We start from the raw sequence: 21,002 nt of genomic DNA on the forward strand, positions 1-21,002 counted from the left end.
GCAAACCGACCACGAGGATGACGGTGTTCCGCGCGTGTCGGCTTTAATCTACTAGATTGGTAGAATTTAGAAAAAATTGTTTTGCGATACACCTCGCTTGCCGCTAGAACGGCCGCAGATCAAGGCCCGCAATAGCGGCTTGGATCCGCTCCATTCGTGGGTGTGGAATTTTTTTCTCCTGCCTTTGGTGCTTGCAGAAAAGCGATTGCTTCGCACGAAGCGATGCGCGAGTGCTTTCCTTCTGCTTTTTCGCTCCCGCGCGTAGAACTGACAGCATATTCAGGATTCCACTCGCCATGCCGCAGGCCACACGCAAGCTCAACGCCTTTCCCGTCTTCATGCGGGTCGAGGGCGAAGCCGTGGCCATCGTCGGTGGCGGCGAGGAGGCTCTGGCCAAGGCGCGGCTGATCGGCCAGTCGAGCGCGGTGCTGCGCATCGTCAGCGATGCCGCCGAGCCTGAGTTGCTGGCCTTCATCGCCACGAATGGCGCCGCCATACACATCGCTGCTGCCTATGATGCCGCGCATCTCGAAGGCGCGGTGATGGTGTTTGCCGCCAGCGGCAATGAGGCGCTCGACCGTCGCGTTGCCGAGGATGCGCGCCGGCTGGGCATTCCGGTCAATGCCGTCGACCGGCCGGAGCTGTGCGATTTCTTCACTCCGGCGCTGGTCAACCGCGCGCCTGTCGCCATTGCAATCGGCACGGAAGGGGCCGGCCCGGTGCTTGCCCAAATGCTGCGCAGCCGCATCGACCGCATGCTGTCGCCGTCGCTCGGGCCGCTTGCTTCGCTTGCTGCCTCGTTGCGCGGCACCGCCGAGAGATTGCTGCCGAAAGGCAATGCCCGCCGCCGCTTCTGGAGCGACTTTTTCGGCGGCTCGCCGGCCCGCGCCATGGCGGCCGGCCAGCTTTCGCAGGCGCATGATGCCGCCGTCGATCTGTTGCTTTCGAATGCGCCGGCATCGGGCCATGTTGCCTTGGTGGGGGCTGGTCCGGGCGCCAAAGACCTGCTGACGCTGCGCGCTCACCGCCTGCTGATGGAAGCCGACGTCATCGTCCATGATGCGCTGGTGCCGGAGGCGATCGTCGCCATGGGCCGCCGCGACGCCGAGCGCCTGCCGGTAGGCAAACGCAAGGGCTGCCACACCAAGAGCCAGGCCGAGATCAACGCGCTGCTGATCGAACTCGGCCGCGACGGCAAGCGCGTCGTGCGGCTGAAGTCCGGTGATCCGCTGGTGTTCGGGCGGGCGGGCGAGGAAATGGCAGCGCTGCGCGATGCCGGCGTCGCCTATGAGGTGGTTCCGGGCGTCACCGCGGCCTTCGCCGCCGCCGCTGATTTCGAGTTGCCGCTGACGCTGCGCGGCGTGTCGTCATCGATGGTGTTCACCACCGGCCACGACCTCAAGGGAAATTCGTTGCCCGACTGGGCAAAGCTCGCCATTTCCGGCGCCACCGTCGCCGTCTATATGGGCCGCTCGGTCGCGGCCGAGGTTGCCGGCCGGCTGATCGAGGCCGGACTGTCGCCGGACACGGCGGTCGCCGTGGTCGAGAATGCCAGCCTTGCCAACCGCCGCCGTTTCCACGGCACGCTCGCCGACCTGCCGTCGCTGGAGGTCCGCGCCGACCTTACCGGCCCGGTCATGACGATCATTGGCGATGCGGTCGCCGGCGCCAACTTTGAACGTTCTGAGCCGCTCGCGACACACAGGCATGAAGGCGCGGCCCAAACGGCCGTTGGAGTTGAACGATGAAAGTTCTGACCGCAAACCGCCTCGCCGATGGCGAAGCCGTCTGGTACGCCAATGGCGGCTGGGCCGAGACCATCGACCATGCCGACGTCGCCCATGACAAGGGGGCTGAAGACCGGCTGGAGGCGATCGGCGCCACGGCCTATGCCAACAACGAAGTGGTCGACGTCAATCTGATCGACGTGACCGTCGCCAATGGCGTGGTCGAGCCGGTCCGGCTGCGTGAAAAGATCCGCGCCGCCGGCCCGACCAACCGCAACGACCTAGGCAAGCAGGCGCGCCCGGAAGCCGCTCGGGCGGCGTAAACGACCACATTGATGAAACGGGCGAACGCGCCCGGAAAGACCAGACATGTACCGTTACGATGAGTTCGATCACGATTTCGTCCAGGCCCGCGTCGCCGAGTTCAGCGACCAGGTCGCGCGGCGGCTTGCCGGTGAGATCACCGAGGATCAGTTCCGGCCGCTGAGGTTGATGAATGGCGTTTACCTGCAATTGCACGCCTATATGCTGCGCATCGCGGTGCCTTACGGCACGCTGAACAGCAAGCAGCTGCGCATGCTCGGCCATATCGCCCGCAAATACGACAAGGGCTACGGCCATTTCACGACGCGCCAGAACATCCAGTTCAACTGGCCGGCGCTGTCGGATATTCCGGCGATCCTGGCCGATCTGGCGAGCGTCGAGATGCACGCCATCCAGACCAGTGGCAATTGCATCCGCAACGTCACCGCCGACCATTTCGCCGGCGCCGCCGCCGACGAAGTCGCCGATCCGCGCCCCTATGCGGAAATCCTGCGCCAATGGTCGTCGGTTCATCCGGAGTTCTCGTTCCTGCCGAGAAAATTCAAGATCGCGGTGACCGGCGCCGAGCGCGACCGCGCCGCCATCCAGACGCATGACATCGGCCTGCATTTGAAGAAGAACGCGGCCGGCGAACTCGGTTTCGCCGTCTATGTCGGCGGTGGCCAGGGCCGCACGCCGATGATCGCCAAGAAAATCCGCGACTTCCTGCCCGAGGCCGACCTTCTGTCCTACTGCACAGCGATCCTGCGCGTTTACAACCTCTACGGCCGCCGCGATAACAAATACAAGGCGCGCATCAAGATCCTCGTCCACGAAACCGGGGTCGAGGAGATCACCCGCCAGGTCGAGGCCGAATGGCAGGAGCTGAAGGATGCGGACCTGAAGCTGCCGGAAGCCGACATTCGCGCCATCGATGCCTATTTCGCGCCGCCGGCGCTGACGGACCGGCCGGAAGGCGACGAGGCGGTCAAGCTTGCCCGCCTCGATTCCAAGAGCTTTTCGGAATGGCTCGACCAGAACGTGGTGACCCACCGCCATCCCGATTATGCCGCCGTCACCATCTCGCTCAAGGGCATCGGCGAAGCGCCGGGCGATGCCTCCGACAGCCAGATGGAAGCGATCGCCGACCTTGCCGAAAAGTACGCCTTCGACGAGCTGCGCGTCAGCCACGAGCAGAATCTGATCCTGCCGCATGTTGCGCGCGCCGACCTCAAGGCGGTCTATGACGCTCTGGTTGACATCGGACTGGCGACGGCCAATTCAAACCTGATCACCGACATCATCTCCTGCCCTGGCCTCGATTATTGCGCGTTGGCCACGGCGCGCTCCATTCCGGTGGCACAGGAAATCTCGCTTCGTTTCGCTTCGCTTGATCGGCAGCGCGAGATCGGTGAATTGAAGCTGAAGATTTCCGGCTGCATCAACGCCTGCGGCCATCACCATGTCGGCCATATCGGCATCCTCGGCGTCGAGAAGAAGGGCGCCGAGCTCTATCAGGTCACGCTCGGCGGCTCGGCCGACGAGAACACATCGGTCGGCGAGATCATCGGCCGAGGCTTCTCGTCGGCAGAGATCACCGACGCCATCGAGCAGATCGTCGAGACCTATCTCGGCCTCCGGCTCGACAGAAACGAAAAATTCATCGACGCCTACCGCCGTGTCGGTCCCGCGCCGTTCAAGGAGGCGCTCTATGCTGGCGAAGCCAAGGCCGCTTGATCGTATCGTCGACGTAGAGGCCGGCATCGCTGCCGAAGCGGCGGGGCTCGATGCGCTCTATGGTCATCTGAAGCCGCTGGAGATCATCGAGCGGTCGGCCCAGGAATTCTTTTACGGTGAAATCGCCGCGGTTTCCTCCTTCGGCGCCGATTCAGCCGTGCTGCTGCACATGATCGCCAAGATCGACCGGACGCTGCCGATCATCTTCCTCGACACCGGCAAGCACTTCGAGGAGACGCTCGGCTATCGCGACGCGCTCGTTGCCGATTTCGGGCTGACCGATATAAGGGTGATCACGCCCGAAGAAGCGGCGCTCGAACGGATCGATCCGACCGGTAATCTGAACGAGACCGACACCGACGCCTGCTGCGATGTCCGCAAGGTCGAGCCGCTGGCGCGCGGCGTTGAGCCGTTCCGCGCCTGGTTCACCGGCCGCAAGCGTTTTCAGGCGACGACGCGGGCGGCGCTTCCGGTGTTCGAGGCGGTCGGCTCGCGCATCCGCATCAATCCGCTGGCGCATTGGACGACCGCTGACCAGGCCAACTACATGCGCGCCCATGCGCTGCGCGAAAACCCGCTGGTCGCCTATGGCTATCTCTCGATCGGCTGCTTCCCGTGCACGCAGCCGGTGCAGCCGGGTGAGGACGCGCGCAGCGGCCGCTGGGCAGGGCATGCCAAGACCGAGTGCGGCATCCATCTGTCGGGGCTGGAGAAGTCACTGACCGACGCGTCGCTTTAGGGTATGTTGATATTCAGGTGAGGTCGGCCTGCGAATGGCGGCTTCCTGCGCTTCCGGTGCTCACGTACCCAAAGTACGCTCCGCTCCGGTTCTCGGAAGCCACCATTCTCGGCTCGGCCTGACCTGAATCTCAACACACCCTCGGGCGTTTTGAACTTTAGAATTTTGTGGACTTGGGAATTTCTCGATGAGTGAATCGATAGCGGAAAACGCCACCCGCCTCTGGACCCCGACAGGTTTTAGCGAGGACGAGTGGAGCCATGCCGAGAGCGCCGACGCACTGTCCGGCAATGGCCGCTTCATCCTGCCGCTGCAGGTGTTTCTCGACCTCGACCCGGTGGTGCGCCGGTCGGCGAAGGAGCGCATCGGTGTCCTGCTTCAGCCCGGCGACCAGCTCGAAAAGATCGCCGACCTGCTCGACCAGACATCGCTGGTGGCGTTGGCCTTCCCGGCTTTCAGTGACGGCCGGTCTTTCTCCAAGGGCGAATTGCTGCGCAGCCGCCACCGTTTCGAGGGCGCGGTCCGCGCCACCGGGCAGGTTCTGGTCGATCAGCTACCGCATATGCTGCGCCTCGGCTTCGATGAGTTCGAGGTGTCGCATCCGGTGCTCTTGAAAAGGCTCGAGGCCGGCCGCACTGGCGGCCTGCCTCTGCACTATCAGCCGACCGAGAAGCCGGAGGCCAAAGGCCCCAAATATTCCTGGCGGCGCGTGCGCGCCGACTGATCGCCTGCGCCGGCCACGGCGAGATCCTGATGCGCGACGAACGCAAAGCGGCTTGAGTCGGCTCTTGGAAAACCGCCGCACTTAGAGCGGTTCAGCTTTTGATAGAATCGCCGAACCGCTCTAAGTATTTATTTTTACGCAATTCCGGACGGAAAACCGCTACGCACTTTTCCTGGAATTGCTCTAGGTGCGGCTGCGCGTTTTATGCAGTCATCCGCGCTTCGCGAAACGACACCAGCTTGCTGCGGCTCTCATCCCACAGTGCGAGCTTGACGCAGCGCAGGCTGTCGAGAAGCGTGACGCGGCCGATTTCGCGCAGTTCCGGATAGTCCCTCAGGACCTCCTGGAGCCGGTAGCACGGCACCTTGGCGGAGAGGTGATGCACGTGATGGACGCCGATATTGCCGGTGAACCAGTTCAGCACCGGCGGCAGGTCATAGTAGGACGAGCCGTGCAGCGCCGCATGCTGGAATTCCCATTCGGAATCCTTCGCCCACTCGGTCTCTTCGAACTGGTGCTGGACGTAGAACAGCCAGATGCCGGCGGAACCGGCGAGGACGACGATGGGCAAATGGACAACCAGGAACGCTTCGAGGCCGACGAACCAAATGAGGGCAGCGGCGGCAACCGCGATGGCCACATTGGTGGCCATTGAGGAAACCCAGGGCGTGAGGCCGCCTCGCATCATGCCGACCGGCAGTCGCTGCTCAAAGATGAAAAGCCAAATCGGGCCGAGGCCGAACATGACCAGCGGATGGCGATAGAGACGATAGGCAAGGCGGCCCCGCCAGGACATTTGCCGGTATTCGGCAACAGTCAGCGTCCTGATGTCGCCCGTGCCGCGCTCATCGAGATTGCCGGCGCTGGCGTGATGGGTTGCGTGGGCGCGTCGCCAGCAATCGTAGGGGGTCAAGGTCAGGATGCCCAGCCCGCGGCCGATCCAGTCGTCGGCAGTGCGGTTGGCGAAGAAGGAGCCGTGGCCGCAATCATGCTGGATCATGAAGATCCGCACCAGAAAGCCGGCGGCGGGTAGGATGAGGATCAGACCCCACCAATGACCATGGGCATAGGCAGCCGTGGACAGGGCCCACAGCGTGGCAAAGGGGATAAGTGTGATGGCAAGTTCGACGGCGCTGCGCCGCCTGTCAGGCGTCTTGTAGCGCGCCAGGATCTTCAACCAGGCACGTTTGCTGTTCGCCACAGCTTCGGGGGAAATCATGTTCATCAGGAAGCATAGACGGACCATACCGTCGCCGCAAGGCAGGGATCACGCCAAGTTACTGCGCGTAATTGTCGCGCGACGCGCAAGAGGCTGCATGTGGAAGGGCATGCTTGGTTCCGACGGCACGCGACGACAGGCGAATGTGCTCGTCTACCGCCGGCGGCCACCGGCGGCTACGCTGCTCTCGATACCGTCCAGGCGGTCGAGCAATTCCTTGAAACGATCGGGAATATCGTTCTCCATCCGAAACGCCGGCAACGCACGCAGAAAGCCCATCGTTGCCTCGGTGCCGAACTGGCGCCTGATGCCGGCCGCGAGCCTTTCACGTCTTTCATCATTATTGCGGTCGCCATTCTTGTTGCGGTCGCCGTTGTTGCGGGTCGTCATCTCAAAATCCTGTGTCGGCTTCGAAACTCTTCCAGCAGACGAATGGTTCCCCCATCGCAGCATCTTGGCAAGCAAAGCTAGCGGTTACAGTAAAATTTGAATTAATATCGAAAGGTCTTCATGATGCGTCGTCAAAGCGCGAGCGGCCTCTCCAGTATCGCTTGCCCCTTGATTTTTGGCCGCCAAACCTCGATATCGGGCACAAAATCCACATCATTCGAAATGACGGGAAACGGCGATGAGCGACCAGGCAAAAGACGAACGCGCGCCCGATGAAGCCGAGACGGTCGGGGCTGCCACCGAACACACGGAAGGCAGCGTCGACGGCGACTACGAAGCGCTTGTGCGGCTGTTGAAGGAAAACGACGAGTTGAAGGACCGCGCGCTCCGCGTCGCGGCCGAGATGGAGAATCTGCGCCGCCGTACCGCCCGCGACGTGCACGACGCGCGTGCCTATGCCGTTGCCAATTTCGCCCGTGACATGCTGTCGGTATCGGACAATCTGCGCCGCGCGCTGGACGCGATCCCAGCTGAGACCAAGGCGTCGGGCGATGCCGGCTTCAAGGCGCTGATCGAGGGCGTCGAGCTCACCGAGCGCGCCATGCTGTCGGCGCTGGAGCGGCACGGCGTGAAGAAGCTCGAGCCGGAAGGCGAGAAATTCGACCCGAATTTCCACCAGGCGATGTTCGAGGTGCCCAATCCAGAGGTGCCGGCCAACACGGTGGTCCAAGTCGTGCAGCCAGGCTATTCGATCGGTGAGCGGGTGCTGCGGCCGGCCATGGTCGGCGTTGCCAAGGGCGGCCCCAAGCATGTGGCTGGTGAAGCGCCGGTCGAGCCAGGGCCGGTGAATGAGCAGGCTGAGAAGGATGCTTAAATTAGACTAGGGGAGTAGGGGAATAGGGAATAACGCTACGCACGGCAAAGTAGAGCAATTGCCTACTCCGGCCGTTGCCTTCTCTCCCCCTACTCCCCTACTGCCTTATTCTCCTACTGCCCTACTCAGGCCGCGAAGCGCTGGGCTTCCCCGCCATAATAGCTGACGTAGCGGGCGCCGATCTCCTTGACCGGCATCACCACGAACACGTCGACCGTCGAGAATTCGCGGTCGATGACGCAGCCGTCGCCGATGCGCGCTCCGACGCGCAGATAGCCCTTGACCAGCGGTGGCATAGCCGCGATCGCGGCCTTGGCGTTGACCGCCTCGATCGGCATTAAATCCATGGAACAGTAGCGGCCGGCGACCGCGCGCACGTCCCAGGCCGAGTTCGTCCGGCAATGATTGGCGAGATAGGTCAGCGCTTCGGCGTGCGCCGCCGGCACGGTGCCTTGGAAAGAGGCGCAACCGGTCATCACGCCGATGCCGTAATGGTTGATATAGGCCCAAATGCCTTGCCAGAGCGCCTCGATGGTGCGCTTCGAGCGGTATTCCGGCAAGACGCAGGAGCGACCGAGCTCGAGGAAACGCTGGCCGGGGTGACGGGCGATAAGATTGGTCAGCTCGAATTCGCCCTCGGAATAGAAGCCGCCGGCCGCTGCCGCGATTTCCTGCCGCAGCAGGCGGTACGTGCCGACAATGCGGCGGTGCTCGGGACCCGACAGCGAGGTGTCGAAGACGAGCAAATGATCACAAAGCGGATCGAAATGATCAGCATCGCGGCGGTCCTGCGCCTGGAACAGGTTCTTCCTGGCGCCAAGCTCGTCGTAGAAAACCCGGTAGCGCACTTCCTGCGCGGCAGCGACCTCGGCCTCGTTGCGGGCGAGCCGCACTTCGAGGTTGCCTATGCGGCCGAGCGCTTCGCCTTTTATGACGGCATCGACGTTCCGCCCGGTGAGCAAAGCACCGCTGGCGTTCGGCCGAGCGTCACATTCCGGCATAACTGTATGCACGAGTGATTCTCCTTCGAGCCATCCCTCTTGGCACGGGGATACGGTGTAGGTGCAACAGGATTGTGACAGTACCGTGATACGGCGTTGCCGGCAATACTTCGTCGGCTGGGTAATCCTTCAACCGGCTATGTTACGCCGGGAAACTTGGTAGGACAGCTCGGCGGATCACGCCGCCACCTGGCCTTCGACCGCATGGACAAGCGCGTCGGGGTCGAGCGGCTTGGTGACGAAGCCGCTGGCGCCATGGGCAAGCACGGCGTGGCGGGTCTTTTCCTGACTATCCGCCGACAGCACCATGATCGGAACCGGCGGCACGGCGGTTTCCTCCTCGTGGCGGCGGATTGCGGCGATGGCGTCCAGCCCGTCCATGACAGGCATGTGCAGGTCCATCAGCACCACGTCGAAGCGGTGCTTGTGGCCGGTGCCAGTGACGGCCTCGACGGCGGCCTTGCCGTTGCCGACCACTTTCACGCGGTGCCCGGCCTTCAGCAGCGTGGCCCGGGCAAGCATGGCGTTGATGTCGTTGTCCTCGGCGATCAGCACGGACAGGCCCTGCCGGCGGCCGGCGATGGCGCGGACGGATGGCGCGCCGCGCTTTTCCGCCTGTGGCTGGGTGAGGGCGGGTACGCTGCTGGTCAAAAGCACGCGCAGCAACGTCTCGCCACGCACCGGCCTTGCCAGGAAGGTGGAGTAGCCGCTGGCGCGGAACTCGCCCAACATGCCGCGATCGGTCGGTGCGATCAGCGTGATCGCCTCGCAATCGGCAAAGCCGCTCTGGCGAAGGCGCTTGAGCAACCTGCCGTCGCTGTCCTCCATGGCCGCGTCGACCAGAAGCACGTCGCAGCCTTCGGCGAAGGGTTCTGCCTGGGCGGCGGTCGCGGCCAGATCGACCATGCCGCCATTGGCGCGGATGGTGCGAGCGATGGCGTCGGCCTCGATGGCGTTCTTCGACAGGATCACGGCGCGCCGGCCAGACAGCGCATTCTGGCGCATCTGCGGTGCTTCGATGGCCGATATTACGGGGATTTCGAAAACGAATTCGGAACCTTGGCCGAGCCGGCTCGACACCGAAATCGTGCCGCCCATGGCGGTCACCAGGCGCTTGGAGATGGCAAGACCGAGACCGGCGCCACCGTGCGCGCGGGTTGACGAGCCATCGACCTGTTCGAATTCCTCGAAAATGCGCTCTAGGTCGTCCTCGCCGAGGCCGGGACCGGTGTCGGTGACGCTGAAGCGTATGCGATCGGTGGTTTCGGTGCGGGCACGGGCGACGGTCACCAGCACGCCGCCGCTGTCGGTGAACTTGATGGCATTGCCGATCAGGTTGAGCAGCACCTGCCTGACTCTTCCCGGATCGGCTGATATCATTTGCGGCACGTCGGACTCGACATGGCAGCCAACGCCGATATTCTTGGCGAAGGCGCGCGCCGCTAGGAGCTCGATGATGTTGTCGGCGATCTCGCGCACGGACATTGGCTGCGGTTCGGGATCGAAGCGGCCAGCCTCGATCTTGGAATAGTCGAGCAGATCCTCGATCAGCGCCAGCAGCGCGCTGGCCGAGGTCGATACGGCGCCGACATAGGTCCGTTGTTCAGGCGAGAGATTGGTGTCCGCCAGCAGCCTGGCCATGCCCATGATGCCGTTCATCGGCGTGCGGATCTCGTGGCTGACGGTGGCGAGGAAGCGCGATTTGGCCTGGCTCGCATATTCGGCTCGCTCACGGGCGGTGATCAGCGACGATTCTGCGTGCTTGCGGGCGGTAATGTCGCGGGCGATGGCGCGATGCGAGACGGCGCCGCTCTCCTTGTCGCGCACGGACAGTTCGATCCATGAGAACCAGCGCGGGCCGCTCGGCATGTTAATGGCGACGTCGGTGGAACTCAGGCATTCGTGGTCGGAAAAGGCGGCATCGGGAACGATGCCGACGTCGATGCCGAGCTCGGCCAGAGTCCTGCCGGCAAGGTCGCGCTGGTCGCTTCCGACAAGATCGGCGAAAACCTTGTTGGCATAGACGATGTGGCCGTCACGGTCGCGGTGGACGACGAGATCGCCAAGCGCGTCGATCAGCCCGCGAAAGCGTTCCTCGCTCTCCTGCATCTCCCACATGCGGTCGGCCAGGGTCTCGACCTCGGCGCGGCTGCGAGCTGCGGTCTCGCCAAGGAGGGCAACGGCGCGACGATCCGTGCGCCTGGCACGCAAATGCACGGCAAGACCGGCCATGCCAGTCGCCAAAAGCCCGACGGTGATGAAGATCGGCGCTCCGGTCAGATGCGACAGGCCTGCCAGCACGACGATGGCGACGAGCGTCAGGAACGGCAGGCCTTCACGATTGGCAGCGGGCAGTTCGGGCGCTAGTGGCGGCGCTGCAATATGCTGCCGCCTTGGCGCCTCCGGGCCGATCCCATCGGCGCTTTCGGCGCTCTCCGTTTCTCTGATGCCGGATTCCGTGACCATGCGAAATCCTTGCCAGACAGAGATTATGGAAAATTGCGGCCGATCGTTCGAATTTTATCGGTCGCGCGGTTTTTGCCTTCCTTTCTTGCAAAAACGGCAGACGACAGAACTCACATGTCCACCACCACGCGGCCACGGATCTTGCCGTCGACGATGTCGTGCGCGGCGTCGATGATGCCGTCGAAGCCAATGGTCGTGGACAGGCTGGCGAGTTTCTGGAGGTCGAGGTCCGTGCCGATGCGGCGCCACGCCTCCATGCGGACCGCTTTTGGCGCCATCACCGAATCGATGCCGAGCAGACAAACGCCGCGCAGGATGAACGGGGCGACGCTCGCCGGTAGATCCATGCCGCCGGCCAGGCCGCAGGCGGCGACGGCGCCGCCATAGGAGGTCATCGAAAGGACGTTGGCCAGCGTATGACTGCCGACCGCATCGACGCCGCCGGCCCAGCGTTCCTTGGCGAGCGGCTTTGCCGGCTGGGCAAGCTCTTCGCGCGAAATCACTTCCGCAGCACCCAGGTCGATCAGATAGGGGCTTTCAGCGCTGCGGCCGGTCGAGGCGATAACGTGATAGCCGAGGCTGGACAGGATCGAGACCGCGACCGAGCCGACGCCGCCGGCCGCGCCCGTCACCACCACCGGGCCGCGATCGGGCACGATTCCGTGCCGTTCCAGAGCGATGACGCAAAGCATAGCGGTGTAGCCGGCGGTGCCGATCGCCATGGCATCATGCGGGCTCATGCCCTGAGGCAGCGGCACCAGCCAGTCGCCCTTGACACGGGCGCGCTCGGCATAGGCGCCAAAATGCGTTTCGCCGACGCCCCAGCCGTTCAATATGACCTTGTCCCCCTTGCGCCAGTCGGCATGGGAGGACGAGATGACGGTGCCGGCGAAATCGATGCCCGGCACCAGCGGCCAACGGCGGATCACCGGGGCCTTGCCTGATATGGCGAGGCCATCCTTGTAGTTCACCGTCGTCGCCTCGACGGCGACGGTGACATCGCCTTCCATCAGGTCGGCTTCGGTGAGGTCGGTCACCACGACCGACTGTTTCTTCTCGGCGTCGCGCGAAACGAGGATGGCTTTGAAGGTTTCGGGCATGTCTTCTCCTCGGGCTTTTCGAATGGGCACTGTATGGCGACGGAAGGCCAGGTCAATCGTTTGAGGCCTTGGCCTCGCGCCGCCAACCGATGAGTTCGTCGAAGACGACCAGCACCGCGCCGACCGCGATGAAGGCGTCGGCGAGGTTGAAGATGGCGAAGGACCATACCGGGGTGTGGAACAGGATGTAGTCGATCACGTGACCATAGGTAGCGCGGTCGAACAGATTGCCGAGCGCGCCGCCGACGATCAGCGCAAAGCCGATGCGGGTCAGCACGTGGCCGGGCGGAGTGCGGGCCGCGAGATAGAGCACGAAAGCGACGACGAAAGTGGCGATGACCACCAGGCCGGTGTCGCCGAAGGACGAAAACATCGAGAAGGCAATGCCGGTGTTGTAGGTGCGATACAATGCCAGGAATGGCACAAGATCGACCTTTTCCTGAAAGGCGAGACCGGTCTCGACCAGGTATTTCACCCACTGGTCGAGCGCTACCGCGGCGGCGACCAGCAGGACGTAGGGGAACCACGATTTTGCCGTTTGGGATGTCACCATTTGGGATGTCACGGTTTGGCGTCCTCCGGGGCAAGTTTCAGCGCGCCGCGCCGGATCTCGAACAGCATGACGCCGGTGGCCACCGCCAGATTGAGCGAATCGGCCCGGCCGGCCTGTGGAATCCGCAGCAACCTGTCGCAGCTTTCGGCCAGGCTGTCGGGCAGGCCCTGCTGTTCGTTGCCCATCATCAGCAGCACCGGGCCTTGGGAAAAATCGACCGAACGGTAGTCAACGGCACCCTTCAGATGCGTGCCGGCAACGAGGCCAGGAAAGCTTTTTCGCCACGCGAGGAAGGTTTCCGGCGTCGCCTTGGCGACCGGCACCGCGAAGATCGAGCCCATGGTGGCGCGCACGGTTTCGACGGAAAAAGGATCGGTGGTCTCGCCGACCAGGATGATGCCCTTGGCGCCGACGGCATCGACGGTGCGGATGACGGTGCCGAGATTGCCGGGATCGCGCACGCGATCGAGCGCCACCCAGACATCGCTGTCTTGAGCGTGGATGTCTTTCAGCGGCAGGAACTTCTGCGAAAAGACGCCGACCACCATTTGCGGGTTGTCGCGACGGGTGATGGCGACGAGCACTTTTTCCGAAACTTCGAGCACGGTGCCGCCGGCGGCGACCGTGCGCGCCGCGACCTTTTCGACTGCCGCATTGCCGCGTCCGGCCTTGGCGAAGACCAGCGTCCGGATCGCCCAGCCGAGGTCGAGCGCGTCGATGACCAGCTTCAGCCCCTCGGCCATGAAGGCGTTCTGCTGGTCGCGGAATTTCTTCAGCGCCAGCGCCTTGATGTCCTTGACCAGCGGGTTGGCGAGGCTGGTGACCTCTTTCACCTGTCCGGGCGCGCCTGCATGCCGCTCGCTCATTGTCAGGCCACCCAGCGCGAGAACAGCGAGGTCGACAGCGCCCGGCCGGCGGATTTCTCGCGGATGATCAGCTCGCCGGATTCGACCGTGCCGCCCATGCCTGCGAAAGTGTCGCGCATCAAGGCATGGATGGCGAAGAAGGAAGCGCGGATCGAATAGGCGGTCAGCACCACAGCAATCGGCTTCGGCGTCAGGATCGAGCGGCAGAGGTCGGTCAGATCAGGCAGATCCTCGAACAACTGCCAGACCTCGCCCTTGGGGCCACGGCCATAGGCGGGCGGATCGAACAGGACGATGTCGTAGCGGCTGCCGCGGCGCTCCTCTCGCTCAGCGAATTTCATGGCATCGTCGACGATCCAGCGGATCGGCTTTTGCGACAGGCCCGCCATCTCCTGGTTCTCCCTGGCCCAGCCGATCGCCTTCTTGGACGCATCGACATGGGTCACCTCGGCGCCGGCACGCGCCGCCACCAGTGAGGCAAGGCCGGTATAGCCGAACAGATTCAGCACCTTGACCGGTCGCTTCGCCGCCGCGATCAGCCCGGCCATGTGGTCCCAGTGCGAGGCCTGCTCGGGGAACACGCCGACATGGCGAAACGAGGTGAAGCGGCCGAGATAATCGATGCCGTCATGCTTCATCGGCCAGGTCTCGCCGAGCGGCGTCCTCGGGAAGCGCCAGCGGCCGATGCCTTCCTCGTCGGTGTCGCCGGTGAAAATGGCGTCGGCGCGGTCCCAGTCCTTGGCCGGCAACGCTTTTTGCCAGATCGCCTGGCCTTCGGGCCGGACGATGCGATAGGGGCCGTACTGCTCGAGCTTTTGCCCGGCGCCGCTGTCGAGAAGCGCATAGTCGGCGTTGGGCGCCACTTCGAGGATCAGCGGCAGGTGTTCGACCGGCAGGGCGCCGTCGCGAAGCGAAAGGACGCGCGGCGTGGGCTTCGGAACAGACCGGTCGTCCGGTTTTGTGCCGGTTCCGCGCGGCTGTTCCGCCCCGCCCTTTGCGGGCTGATGCGAGCGGCTGTCGCGGCGTTTGTCGCGAAAAGGTTTCAAAAGAGCATCTCCGGGGCGACTTGGCCCGCTTCTGCCACAGCACATTCACCGGTGCAACAAACGCGGTCGCTGGAGATTTCCGAAACGATCAGCCGCGCTTGATCCAAAGCAGGGCGACAACCAACGATACGAAACCGACGGCCTTGAAGCCGGCGACGATCATATGGCCGGTTTCCCAGCGCCGCCGGATCGCTTCGAAATTTTCCGGGATCGGTCCAGGTGCCCAGGTGGCTAAAACATCGTTCGCCGGTTTGACGAGAGCAGACCACGTCGCAAGAGACATAGCAAAGAGCACGGCGGCGGCCAAGGCGAACCAGAACGCCGGACGGTCGTTGCGCAGCATCCATGCGAGAAGTGCCGGGCAGGCGATCGCTGCCACATCAAGCGGCGCGCCAATCACGGCAAACAGCTGGAACTGGGCGTTGAAGACAGTCGTCTCGCGCCAGAGAGAAGGCGGCCACTTCAGCCGAGGAGCCGATTCCAGGACATGGGCGAAGGATGGTCCAAGGCTGAGCGCCGCGACGACAGCGGCCAAGATGGACCAGAACAACAGGAATCCGCGTATCTCCATAACGTCCGAACAACGGCGTGACGCCGGAGACGTTCCCGTCCGAACGGGAGTAGGGGAATAGGGGAATAAGGGAGTAGGGGAGTAGGGGAGTAGGGGAGTAGGGGAATAAGGGAGTAGGGGAATAAGGGAATAAGGGAATAAGCGAGTAATGGAATAGGGAAAGTATGACTAGCACGAAGCCGTACGGTTGGTATGGCTCCCTACTCCCCTACTCCCCTACTCCCTTATTCCCCTACTCCCCTACTCCCCCTACTCCCCTACTCCCCCACTCCCCCACTCTTGAGCGCCTTGTAGACGGCTATGCCGGCGGCGAGGTCTTCAAGGGCCGCGCCGACCGATTTGAACAGCGTGATCTCACCGGGGCTCTGCCGGCCCTTCTTCTGGCCGCGCGCCAGTTCATGCAGATCGGCGACGATGGCTTGCGCCTTCAGCACGCCCGAGGCCAGTGGTTGGACGATGTCGCCCGCCTCCTTGGTGGCGCCGGCCCGGGTATCGACATAGACGCGGGCACGCGCAATCGCATCGTCGTCGCTTTCGCGCATATCAGGCGTGAAGCCGCCGACCAGATCGACATGGGTTCCCGGCTTCAACAGCGCGCCCTTGATCAGCGGCGTGGTCGTGATCGTCGCCGACGAAACGATGTCGGCCTGGCCGAGTTCGGCGTCGAGATCGCTCGCGGCGGTGGCGGCAAAACCCTCGGCGCGCAATTTCGCCGCGACCTTCTCGGCATTGGCCGGCGTGCGGTTCCAGATGCGGATCGTGGTGATCGGCCGCACCGCCGAATGCGCCTTGGCGAGGAACGGCGACAGCGCGCCGGCGCCGACCACCAGCAGCCGTGAAGCGTCCTCGCGGGCCAGATAGGAGGCGGCCAGCGCCGAGGCGCAGGCCGTGCGCCACTGCGTCAGCCGCTGGCCGTCAATCATGGCTTCGGGCTCGCCCGTCGCGCCGTCGAGCAAGAGGTAAAGCCCCATCACCGCCGGTTTGCCTACGGCGTTGTTGTCGGGCGACACCGTGACGATCTTGACGCCGATATGGCCGTCTGCCGAAGTGCCGGCCGCATTGAAGTCGGTCCAGGCCGGCATCAGGAGCAGGGTCGAGGCCGCGCCGTCGGGCCGTTCGACTGTATGATGATGCCTGACTGGTTGCACCGCGCCATCGCGAAAGGCCGCGCGCAGCGTCTCGACCAGTCCGGGAAAGGTCAGTGCATGGTCGACCTCGGCCGCCGAAATGGTCAGCATGGGGAAACTCCACAGAGAGAAATACGCCTCGGCATGACCCCGAAAATCGGAACCGATTTTCGGAAAAGATCATGCGCAAATCACATGGAACAGCGCCCTTTGCGCGTCAAAAAAAGACGCGCGGCGCTGTATTGGCTCAGCTCGTCGGCTTCGGCAAGGCCGGGCCCTGTGGTGCAGCCGGTGCGCGGCTGACCGCCTGGCGCAGGTTCTCGGCTTCGACACCGCGCTGGCGCGCCAGCTTGCGATAGCGGCCCTGCTTGACCCAGGTTGCCAGGCTGCCGACGATCATGCCGATGGCGAGAGCCAGGAACAGGAAGATGAAAAGCGGCAGCGTCATCGTCAGCGCCGGATTGCCGGGATTGAACGGGTCCAGGGTGAAGGCAACCGGATCGCGGTTGGCGACCGCCAGCGCAATCAGGATGACGGCCAGCGGCACGAAGACCACGATGAGCATGAAGCGATTGAACATGGAATTTCCTGTCGAAGGCGGGCTCTACCGAGGGCCGGGCCCTACTGAAAAGGCCGGCGCGTGACCCGCGCGGCGCCTATTTGCCGCTGTTCAGCCTTTCACGCAATTCCTTGCCGGTCTTGAAGAACGGCACCCATTTCTCCTCGACCTCGACGGATTCGCCGGTGCGCGGATTGCGGCCGGTGCGGGCGGGGCGGTTTTTCACCGAGAAAGCGCCGAAACCGCGCAGCTCGACCCGGTTGCCTTCGGCAAGCGCGTCGGTGATCTCGTCGAAAATCGCGCCGACAATGTTTTCGACGTCGCGCAGAAAAAGGTGCGGGTTGCGTGTGGCGATGATCTGCACAAGTTCGGATTTGATCATGAGAAGGCTCCCCGTGAAAACACTGTGGTCAAAATTATGAGGATGATTTTATTTGCTTTTTCACTCGTCTCAAGGGTGCCAGACGGAAACGAGACCGTCAAGAAACAAGCGGTCGGCACCAAGTTCGTGGATGATGTCGCCGCCATAGTCGGGCAGGCCGAGCGCACTGCCGATAGTTCGCGCCATCGCCTTGGAGAACAGGAAGCCGCCGCTTTCGGTATCCTTCCACTCCACCACCTTGAGCTTGGCATCGACGCCCTTGGTTGCGAGCCAGTCGATCGCTTCGGTCTCGCCGCCGACCGCATCGATCAATTTATTGGCAAGAGCCTGCCGGCCGGTGAAGATCGAGCCGTCGGCCAGCGCCAGCGCCTCCGGCTTGGTCATGTTGCGGCGTTCGGCGACGATGCCGACGAACCAGTCGTAGCTGTCCAGGATGAGCTTGCGGACCATTGTGCGCTCGTCGTCATTGGTCGGCTTGAAGGGCGATGGCGAGGCTTTCAACGGCGACGATTTCACTTCCTCGAGCTTGATGCCGAGCTTGTCCATAAGGCCGCTGACGTCCGGATACTGGATCAGCACGCCGATCGAGCCGACGATCGACGATTTGCGCGCGACGATATGATCGGCTCCGGTGGCGATCATATAGCCCGCCGATGCGGCCAGCGTGCCGACTTCGGCCACGACCGGCTTCTCGGCGGCCAGCTTGCGCACTTCCTCGTAAATCGATTCGCCCCCGACGGTGGTGCCGCCCGGTGAATCGATCGACAGGATCACAGCTTTCACCCTCGATGATTGACGGATGTCATCCAGCCGTTTGATCAGGTCTTCGTCTTCGGTGATGGTGCCCTCGATCTTGACCTTGGCGATGTGGTCGACCGCCGTGCCGGTGAAGTCGTCACCGTAGATCCAGGTCGAAAGGGCAATCAGCCCGGCCGCTGCGACAACAAGCGCTGCGACGCGCCAGAATGTCAGCTTGCGGCGCAAGCGGCGGCGGTCGATCAGGTCGTCGGCTCTCAGTGCCATGGTCAGCCTCATAGTCGGTGGGAGCAGATGCTTTTAAAGCAACCATCCGCGCCCGGCTACCGATTCCTGACGAGTTCGCTCCAAGGACAGGGTGTCGACGTTCGCGAGCCGGCGTTTCAAGTGACATCAAGACCAATCCACAGGCCCTAACGCTGTCCCGCTGTATCTGGTATGACGTGCAAGTTGTGGCGGTTTCATTTTCGTTTGTGCCACAGCAACCGTCACACTTTTGCGGTTTTCCTCCGCTTGTGCTTGCTTGAGGGCGCCGGCATCCCACCTATAGGGTGCTTGGCGGCAGGGGTTTAAAAGAAAGTAGTTATGTTAGCGCGACCGATCGAACCGACCAACACCGAGACGGAGTTGGCCCCCCCGAACGTAGGCCCGACGCGGGTCGACGCCTTCGGCATTGCCCAGCGCCATTCGCGCCGCGTGCGTATCTTGAAGCTGGCGGTGCCGCTGGTCGCTGCCGTGATCGCGGTCGCCTTCCCGGTCTATTCGTATCTCGCGGCGCCTGTCTCGATCCAGGTCCAGGCCGACGGCAGCGCCTTCGCCGATGGCAAGCTAGTGATGGCCAACCCCAAGCTCAACGGGTTCACCAAGCAGAAACTGCCCTATTCCATGACCGCCTTGCGCGCCATACAGGACGTGAGCAAGCAAGGCATCATCGATCTGGAGGGCATCGACGCCAAGCTGCCGATCTCGGCCGACAATGTGGCGGCCGTCAATGCCTCGCGCGGCACCTACAATCGCGATGGCAACACGATGAGCCTGACCAGCGATGTCACCATAACCACCACCGACGGCTTGGAGGCAAAGTTCAAATCGGTCTTTCTCGACATGGGCAAAGGCACTATGAAGACGAGTGATCCGGTCGACGTCAGCCGTGGCGGGTCGCGGATTACCGCAGATTCGATGTCGATCCAGGACAACGGCAAGATCGTGGTTTTCGAGAACAGAGTGCGTGTCAACATCGATCCCGCCAGCTTGAAGGCGGCAGAGGCAATGAGCGGAGCATCCAATGCGGTTCAGTAGTTCGGCACGGCTTGTGGCCGCGGCTTCGGCGTTGCCGGCCCTAGCGCTGGTTTTGGGGCTGGGCTTGGGGATGACGCCGGCTCTGGCGCAGTCCAAGGCCACCAGCCAGCTGTCGGGCCTCAAACTGTCCGGCGACAAGCCCATCCAGATCGAAAGCGACAAGCTCGAGGTTCGCCAGGCAGATAGCGTCGCCGTGTTTACAGGCAATGTAAGCGTCGTCCAGGGTCCGACCGTGCTCAAGGCCGGCAAGATGACGGTCTATTACGTCAAGGATGCCGGCGCTGCCGCCAAGGGCACGGAGGCCGCCGGTGCCGCGATGACCGGCTCGGCCAACATCGACCGCCTGGAGGTCGCCAACAAGGTCTATATCAAATCGGATGACCAGGTCGCCACCGGCGACCGCGGCACTTTCGACATGAAGACGGAAGTGCTGGTGCTTTCAGGCAGCAAGGTCGTGCTTTCGCAAGGCGACAATGTGCTGGTCGGCTGCAAGCTCACCGTGCAGATGAAGAGCGGCCTGGCCCAGGTCGACGCCTGCGGGGGCCGCGTCATGATGTCGATCACGCCGCCGAAGTCGGGAGCGGCGAAGCCCTGATGGCCGACGTAGCATCGCTGATGGCGCGTCTCTCAGGACGCGCCGCCGGCAAACTTGCGGCGCCGGCCACGGTCACTGTCGACACGGTAAAGTTCAAGGGAACCTTGATCGCGAAGGGCCTGACCAAGAGCTACAAGGGCCGCAAAGTCGTCAGCGGCGTGACGATCGGCGTGCGCGCCGGTGAGGCGGTCGGGTTGCTCGGGCCCAACGGCGCCGGCAAGACGACCTGCTTCTACATGGTCACCGGCCTGGTGCCGGTCGACGAAGGCACGATCGAAATCGACGGCTTCGATGTCACCTCGATGCCGATGTACCGCCGTGCCCGCCTCGGCATCGGCTACCTTCCGCAGGAAGCGTCGATCTTTCGCGGCCTGACCGTCGAGCAAAACATCCGTGCCGTGCTCGAAGTGGTCGAAAAGAGCCGCAAGGAGCGCGAACGCAGTCTTGACGAATTGCTCGAGGAGTTTCACATCAGTCATCTGCGCAAGGCCCCGTCGCTGTCGCTTTCCGGCGGCGAGCGGCGGCGCCTAGAAATCGCGCGCGCACTGGCGACCCGACCCGCATACATGTTGCTCGACGAACCTTTCGCCGGCATCGATCCGATCGCCGTCGCCGATATCCAGCAACTTGTGCGCCATCTGACGGCGCGGGGCATCGGCGTGCTCATCACCGATCACAATGTCCGCGAGACGCTCGGCCTGATCGACCGTGCCTACATTATCCATGCCGGCCAGGTGTTGACCCACGGTCGGGCCGACGAAGTTGTCGCAAACCCGGATGTGCGGCGGCTTTATCTCGGTGAGGGATTTACACTCTGAGCGTGAATATTTCTGTCCAAACGCGTTTTTTGACGCGAGACAGGCCTTTTTCTCCGATTTCTCGTCCGAATAACGCGACGATAGGCGAGTTTTGATCGCCATCGCCTTGACAAGCAAAAGCCGGGCCAGTTTCTATGCCCAACTCCTTCC

General features: G+C 63.3%; 22 protein-coding genes. 9 read left to right on the forward strand and 13 right to left on the reverse strand.

Annotation, left to right across the window (positions count from 1 at the left end; translation table 11 throughout):
* Positions 1-296 precede the first annotated feature (296 nt).
* From cysG to CIT25_RS27725, 5 genes are all read left to right on the forward strand, one after another.
* The gene (gene cysG / locus CIT25_RS27705) at positions 297-1,748 is read left to right on the forward strand and encodes a siroheme synthase CysG (protein WP_095488358.1); all 1,452 of its coding nucleotides are present in this window, start codon (positions 297-299) and stop codon (positions 1,746-1,748) included.
* A complete protein-coding gene (locus CIT25_RS27710) occupies positions 1,745-2,050 on the forward strand; it encodes a DUF2849 domain-containing protein (protein WP_095488360.1) in 306 nt (101 codons plus the stop codon). Before cysG ends, CIT25_RS27710 begins: the two co-directional genes overlap by 4 nt.
* Before the next feature lie 46 nt (positions 2,051-2,096).
* Positions 2,097-3,767, forward strand: coding sequence for a nitrite/sulfite reductase (locus tag CIT25_RS27715; RefSeq protein ID WP_095488362.1), 1,671 nt, complete (start codon positions 2,097-2,099; stop codon positions 3,765-3,767).
* Positions 3,742-4,506, forward strand: a complete 765-nt coding sequence (locus tag CIT25_RS27720) for a phosphoadenylyl-sulfate reductase (RefSeq protein ID WP_095488364.1) — start codon at positions 3,742-3,744, stop codon at positions 4,504-4,506. Before CIT25_RS27715 ends, CIT25_RS27720 begins: the two co-directional genes overlap by 26 nt.
* Before the next feature lie 187 nt (positions 4,507-4,693).
* Positions 4,694-5,230 carry a DUF934 domain-containing protein gene (locus CIT25_RS27725; RefSeq protein WP_095488366.1) on the forward strand — a complete coding sequence of 179 codons (537 nt, stop codon included), beginning with the start codon at positions 4,694-4,696 and terminating at the stop codon, positions 5,228-5,230.
* Positions 5,231-5,432: 202 nt separating this feature from the next.
* On the opposite strand, the gene CIT25_RS27730 is transcribed toward CIT25_RS27725, so the two are convergent.
* Both CIT25_RS27730 and CIT25_RS27735 read right to left on the reverse strand, forming a co-directional pair.
* The gene (locus tag CIT25_RS27730) at positions 5,433-6,455 is read right to left on the reverse strand and encodes a fatty acid desaturase (RefSeq protein ID WP_095488368.1); all 1,023 of its coding nucleotides are present in this window, start codon (positions 6,453-6,455) and stop codon (positions 5,433-5,435) included.
* A 147-nt stretch (positions 6,456-6,602) separates the two neighbouring features.
* Positions 6,603-6,839: a hypothetical protein gene (locus CIT25_RS27735; protein WP_095488370.1), complete on the reverse strand. Its 237-nt coding sequence runs from the start codon at positions 6,837-6,839 to the stop codon at positions 6,603-6,605.
* A 238-nt stretch (positions 6,840-7,077) separates the two neighbouring features.
* Here CIT25_RS27735 and grpE point away from each other — a divergent pair, with 238 nt between their 5' ends.
* On the forward strand, positions 7,078-7,713 hold the full coding sequence (gene grpE / locus CIT25_RS27740; protein WP_095488372.1) for a nucleotide exchange factor GrpE: 636 nt from the start codon (positions 7,078-7,080) through the stop codon (positions 7,711-7,713).
* A 125-nt stretch (positions 7,714-7,838) separates the two neighbouring features.
* On the opposite strand, the gene olsB is transcribed toward grpE, so the two are convergent.
* From olsB to sppA, 11 genes are all read right to left on the reverse strand, one after another.
* On the reverse strand, positions 7,839-8,714 hold the full coding sequence (gene olsB, locus CIT25_RS27745; RefSeq protein ID WP_164547281.1) for a l-ornithine N(alpha)-acyltransferase: 876 nt from the start codon (positions 8,712-8,714) through the stop codon (positions 7,839-7,841).
* A 177-nt stretch (positions 8,715-8,891) separates the two neighbouring features.
* On the reverse strand, positions 8,892-11,180 hold the full coding sequence (locus tag CIT25_RS27750; protein WP_095488376.1) for a hybrid sensor histidine kinase/response regulator: 2,289 nt from the start codon (positions 11,178-11,180) through the stop codon (positions 8,892-8,894).
* Positions 11,181-11,290: 110 nt separating this feature from the next.
* Entirely contained in the window at positions 11,291-12,280 is a 990-nt protein-coding gene (gene acuI / locus CIT25_RS27755; protein WP_095488378.1) for an acrylyl-CoA reductase (NADPH), read from the reverse strand.
* Positions 12,281-12,332: 52 nt separating this feature from the next.
* The gene (gene lspA / locus CIT25_RS27760; RefSeq protein ID WP_095488380.1) at positions 12,333-12,833 is read right to left on the reverse strand and encodes a signal peptidase II; all 501 of its coding nucleotides are present in this window, start codon (positions 12,831-12,833) and stop codon (positions 12,333-12,335) included.
* Between the two features lie 8 nt (positions 12,834-12,841).
* The gene (locus CIT25_RS27765; protein ID WP_095488382.1) at positions 12,842-13,699 is read right to left on the reverse strand and encodes a TrmH family RNA methyltransferase; all 858 of its coding nucleotides are present in this window, start codon (positions 13,697-13,699) and stop codon (positions 12,842-12,844) included.
* 2 nt (positions 13,700-13,701) lie between these two features.
* Complete coding sequence (locus CIT25_RS27770) at positions 13,702-14,745, reverse strand: RsmD family RNA methyltransferase (RefSeq protein ID WP_095488384.1); 1,044 nt, start codon at positions 14,743-14,745, stop codon at positions 13,702-13,704.
* 88 nt (positions 14,746-14,833) lie between these two features.
* Entirely contained in the window at positions 14,834-15,316 is a 483-nt protein-coding gene (locus tag CIT25_RS27775; protein ID WP_095488386.1) for a hypothetical protein, read from the reverse strand.
* A 257-nt stretch (positions 15,317-15,573) separates the two neighbouring features.
* Positions 15,574-16,554 (reverse strand): bifunctional Delta(1)-pyrroline-2-carboxylate/Delta(1)-piperideine-2-carboxylate reductase, encoded by a 981-nt coding sequence (lhpI, locus tag CIT25_RS27780; RefSeq protein ID WP_095488388.1) that lies wholly within the window; start codon positions 16,552-16,554, stop codon positions 15,574-15,576.
* 136 nt (positions 16,555-16,690) lie between these two features.
* Positions 16,691-17,023, reverse strand: a complete 333-nt coding sequence (locus CIT25_RS27785; RefSeq protein WP_095488390.1) for a LapA family protein — start codon at positions 17,021-17,023, stop codon at positions 16,691-16,693.
* Between the two features lie 76 nt (positions 17,024-17,099).
* The gene (locus CIT25_RS27790) at positions 17,100-17,384 is read right to left on the reverse strand and encodes an integration host factor subunit beta (RefSeq protein ID WP_023797441.1); all 285 of its coding nucleotides are present in this window, start codon (positions 17,382-17,384) and stop codon (positions 17,100-17,102) included.
* Between the two features lie 69 nt (positions 17,385-17,453).
* Positions 17,454-18,407, reverse strand: a complete 954-nt coding sequence (gene sppA, locus CIT25_RS27795) for a signal peptide peptidase SppA (protein ID WP_095488475.1) — start codon at positions 18,405-18,407, stop codon at positions 17,454-17,456.
* 318 nt (positions 18,408-18,725) lie between these two features.
* On the opposite strand from sppA, the gene lptC reads away from it, so the two are divergent.
* The 3 genes from lptC to lptB are packed head-to-tail and all read left to right on the forward strand — an operon-like array spanning position 18,726 to position 20,852.
* Positions 18,726-19,439 (forward strand): LPS export ABC transporter periplasmic protein LptC, encoded by a 714-nt coding sequence (gene lptC, locus CIT25_RS27800; protein ID WP_095488392.1) that lies wholly within the window; start codon positions 18,726-18,728, stop codon positions 19,437-19,439.
* The gene (locus CIT25_RS27805) at positions 19,426-20,034 is read left to right on the forward strand and encodes an LptA/OstA family protein (protein ID WP_095488394.1); all 609 of its coding nucleotides are present in this window, start codon (positions 19,426-19,428) and stop codon (positions 20,032-20,034) included. The genes lptC and CIT25_RS27805 overlap by 14 nt, the downstream gene beginning before the upstream one ends.
* Entirely contained in the window at positions 20,034-20,852 is an 819-nt protein-coding gene (lptB, locus tag CIT25_RS27810; protein ID WP_095488396.1) for an LPS export ABC transporter ATP-binding protein, read from the forward strand. The genes CIT25_RS27805 and lptB overlap by 1 nt, the downstream gene beginning before the upstream one ends.
* The last annotated feature ends 150 nt before the right edge of the window (positions 20,853-21,002 follow it).

The sequence above is a fragment of the Mesorhizobium mediterraneum genome, from assembly GCF_002284565.1.
Taxonomy (GTDB): domain Bacteria; phylum Pseudomonadota; class Alphaproteobacteria; order Rhizobiales; family Rhizobiaceae; genus Mesorhizobium; species Mesorhizobium mediterraneum.

Excerpts from the sequence above, each read along its gene's own strand:
- cysG (WP_095488358.1), top strand. The coding sequence starts at position 297 with ATGCCGCAGGCCACACGCAAGCTCAACGCCTTTCCCGTCTTCATGCGG.
- CIT25_RS27710 (WP_095488360.1), top strand. The coding sequence starts at position 1,745 with ATGAAAGTTCTGACCGCAAACCGCCTCGCCGATGGCGAAGCCGTCTGG.
- CIT25_RS27715 (WP_095488362.1), top strand. The coding sequence starts at position 2,097 with ATGTACCGTTACGATGAGTTCGATCACGATTTCGTCCAGGCCCGCGTC.
- CIT25_RS27720 (WP_095488364.1), top strand. The coding sequence starts at position 3,742 with ATGCTGGCGAAGCCAAGGCCGCTTGATCGTATCGTCGACGTAGAGGCC.
- CIT25_RS27725 (WP_095488366.1), top strand. The coding sequence starts at position 4,694 with ATGAGTGAATCGATAGCGGAAAACGCCACCCGCCTCTGGACCCCGACA.
- CIT25_RS27730 (WP_095488368.1), bottom strand. The coding sequence starts at position 6,455 with ATGAACATGATTTCCCCCGAAGCTGTGGCGAACAGCAAACGTGCCTGG.
- CIT25_RS27735 (WP_095488370.1), bottom strand. The coding sequence starts at position 6,839 with ATGACGACCCGCAACAACGGCGACCGCAACAAGAATGGCGACCGCAAT.
- grpE (WP_095488372.1), top strand. The coding sequence starts at position 7,078 with ATGAGCGACCAGGCAAAAGACGAACGCGCGCCCGATGAAGCCGAGACG.
- olsB (WP_164547281.1), bottom strand. The coding sequence starts at position 8,714 with ATGCCGGAATGTGACGCTCGGCCGAACGCCAGCGGTGCTTTGCTCACC.
- CIT25_RS27750 (WP_095488376.1), bottom strand. The coding sequence starts at position 11,180 with ATGGTCACGGAATCCGGCATCAGAGAAACGGAGAGCGCCGAAAGCGCC.
- acuI (WP_095488378.1), bottom strand. The coding sequence starts at position 12,280 with ATGCCCGAAACCTTCAAAGCCATCCTCGTTTCGCGCGACGCCGAGAAG.
- lspA (WP_095488380.1), bottom strand. The coding sequence starts at position 12,833 with ATGGTGACATCCCAAACGGCAAAATCGTGGTTCCCCTACGTCCTGCTG.
- CIT25_RS27765 (WP_095488382.1), bottom strand. The coding sequence starts at position 13,699 with ATGAGCGAGCGGCATGCAGGCGCGCCCGGACAGGTGAAAGAGGTCACC.
- CIT25_RS27775 (WP_095488386.1), bottom strand. The coding sequence starts at position 15,316 with ATGGAGATACGCGGATTCCTGTTGTTCTGGTCCATCTTGGCCGCTGTC.
- lhpI (WP_095488388.1), bottom strand. The coding sequence starts at position 16,554 with ATGCTGACCATTTCGGCGGCCGAGGTCGACCATGCACTGACCTTTCCC.
- CIT25_RS27785 (WP_095488390.1), bottom strand. The coding sequence starts at position 17,023 with ATGTTCAATCGCTTCATGCTCATCGTGGTCTTCGTGCCGCTGGCCGTC.
- CIT25_RS27790 (WP_023797441.1), bottom strand. The coding sequence starts at position 17,384 with ATGATCAAATCCGAACTTGTGCAGATCATCGCCACACGCAACCCGCAC.
- sppA (WP_095488475.1), bottom strand. The coding sequence starts at position 18,407 with ATGGCACTGAGAGCCGACGACCTGATCGACCGCCGCCGCTTGCGCCGC.
- lptC (WP_095488392.1), top strand. The coding sequence starts at position 18,726 with ATGTTAGCGCGACCGATCGAACCGACCAACACCGAGACGGAGTTGGCC.
- CIT25_RS27805 (WP_095488394.1), top strand. The coding sequence starts at position 19,426 with ATGCGGTTCAGTAGTTCGGCACGGCTTGTGGCCGCGGCTTCGGCGTTG.
- lptB (WP_095488396.1), top strand. The coding sequence starts at position 20,034 with ATGGCCGACGTAGCATCGCTGATGGCGCGTCTCTCAGGACGCGCCGCC.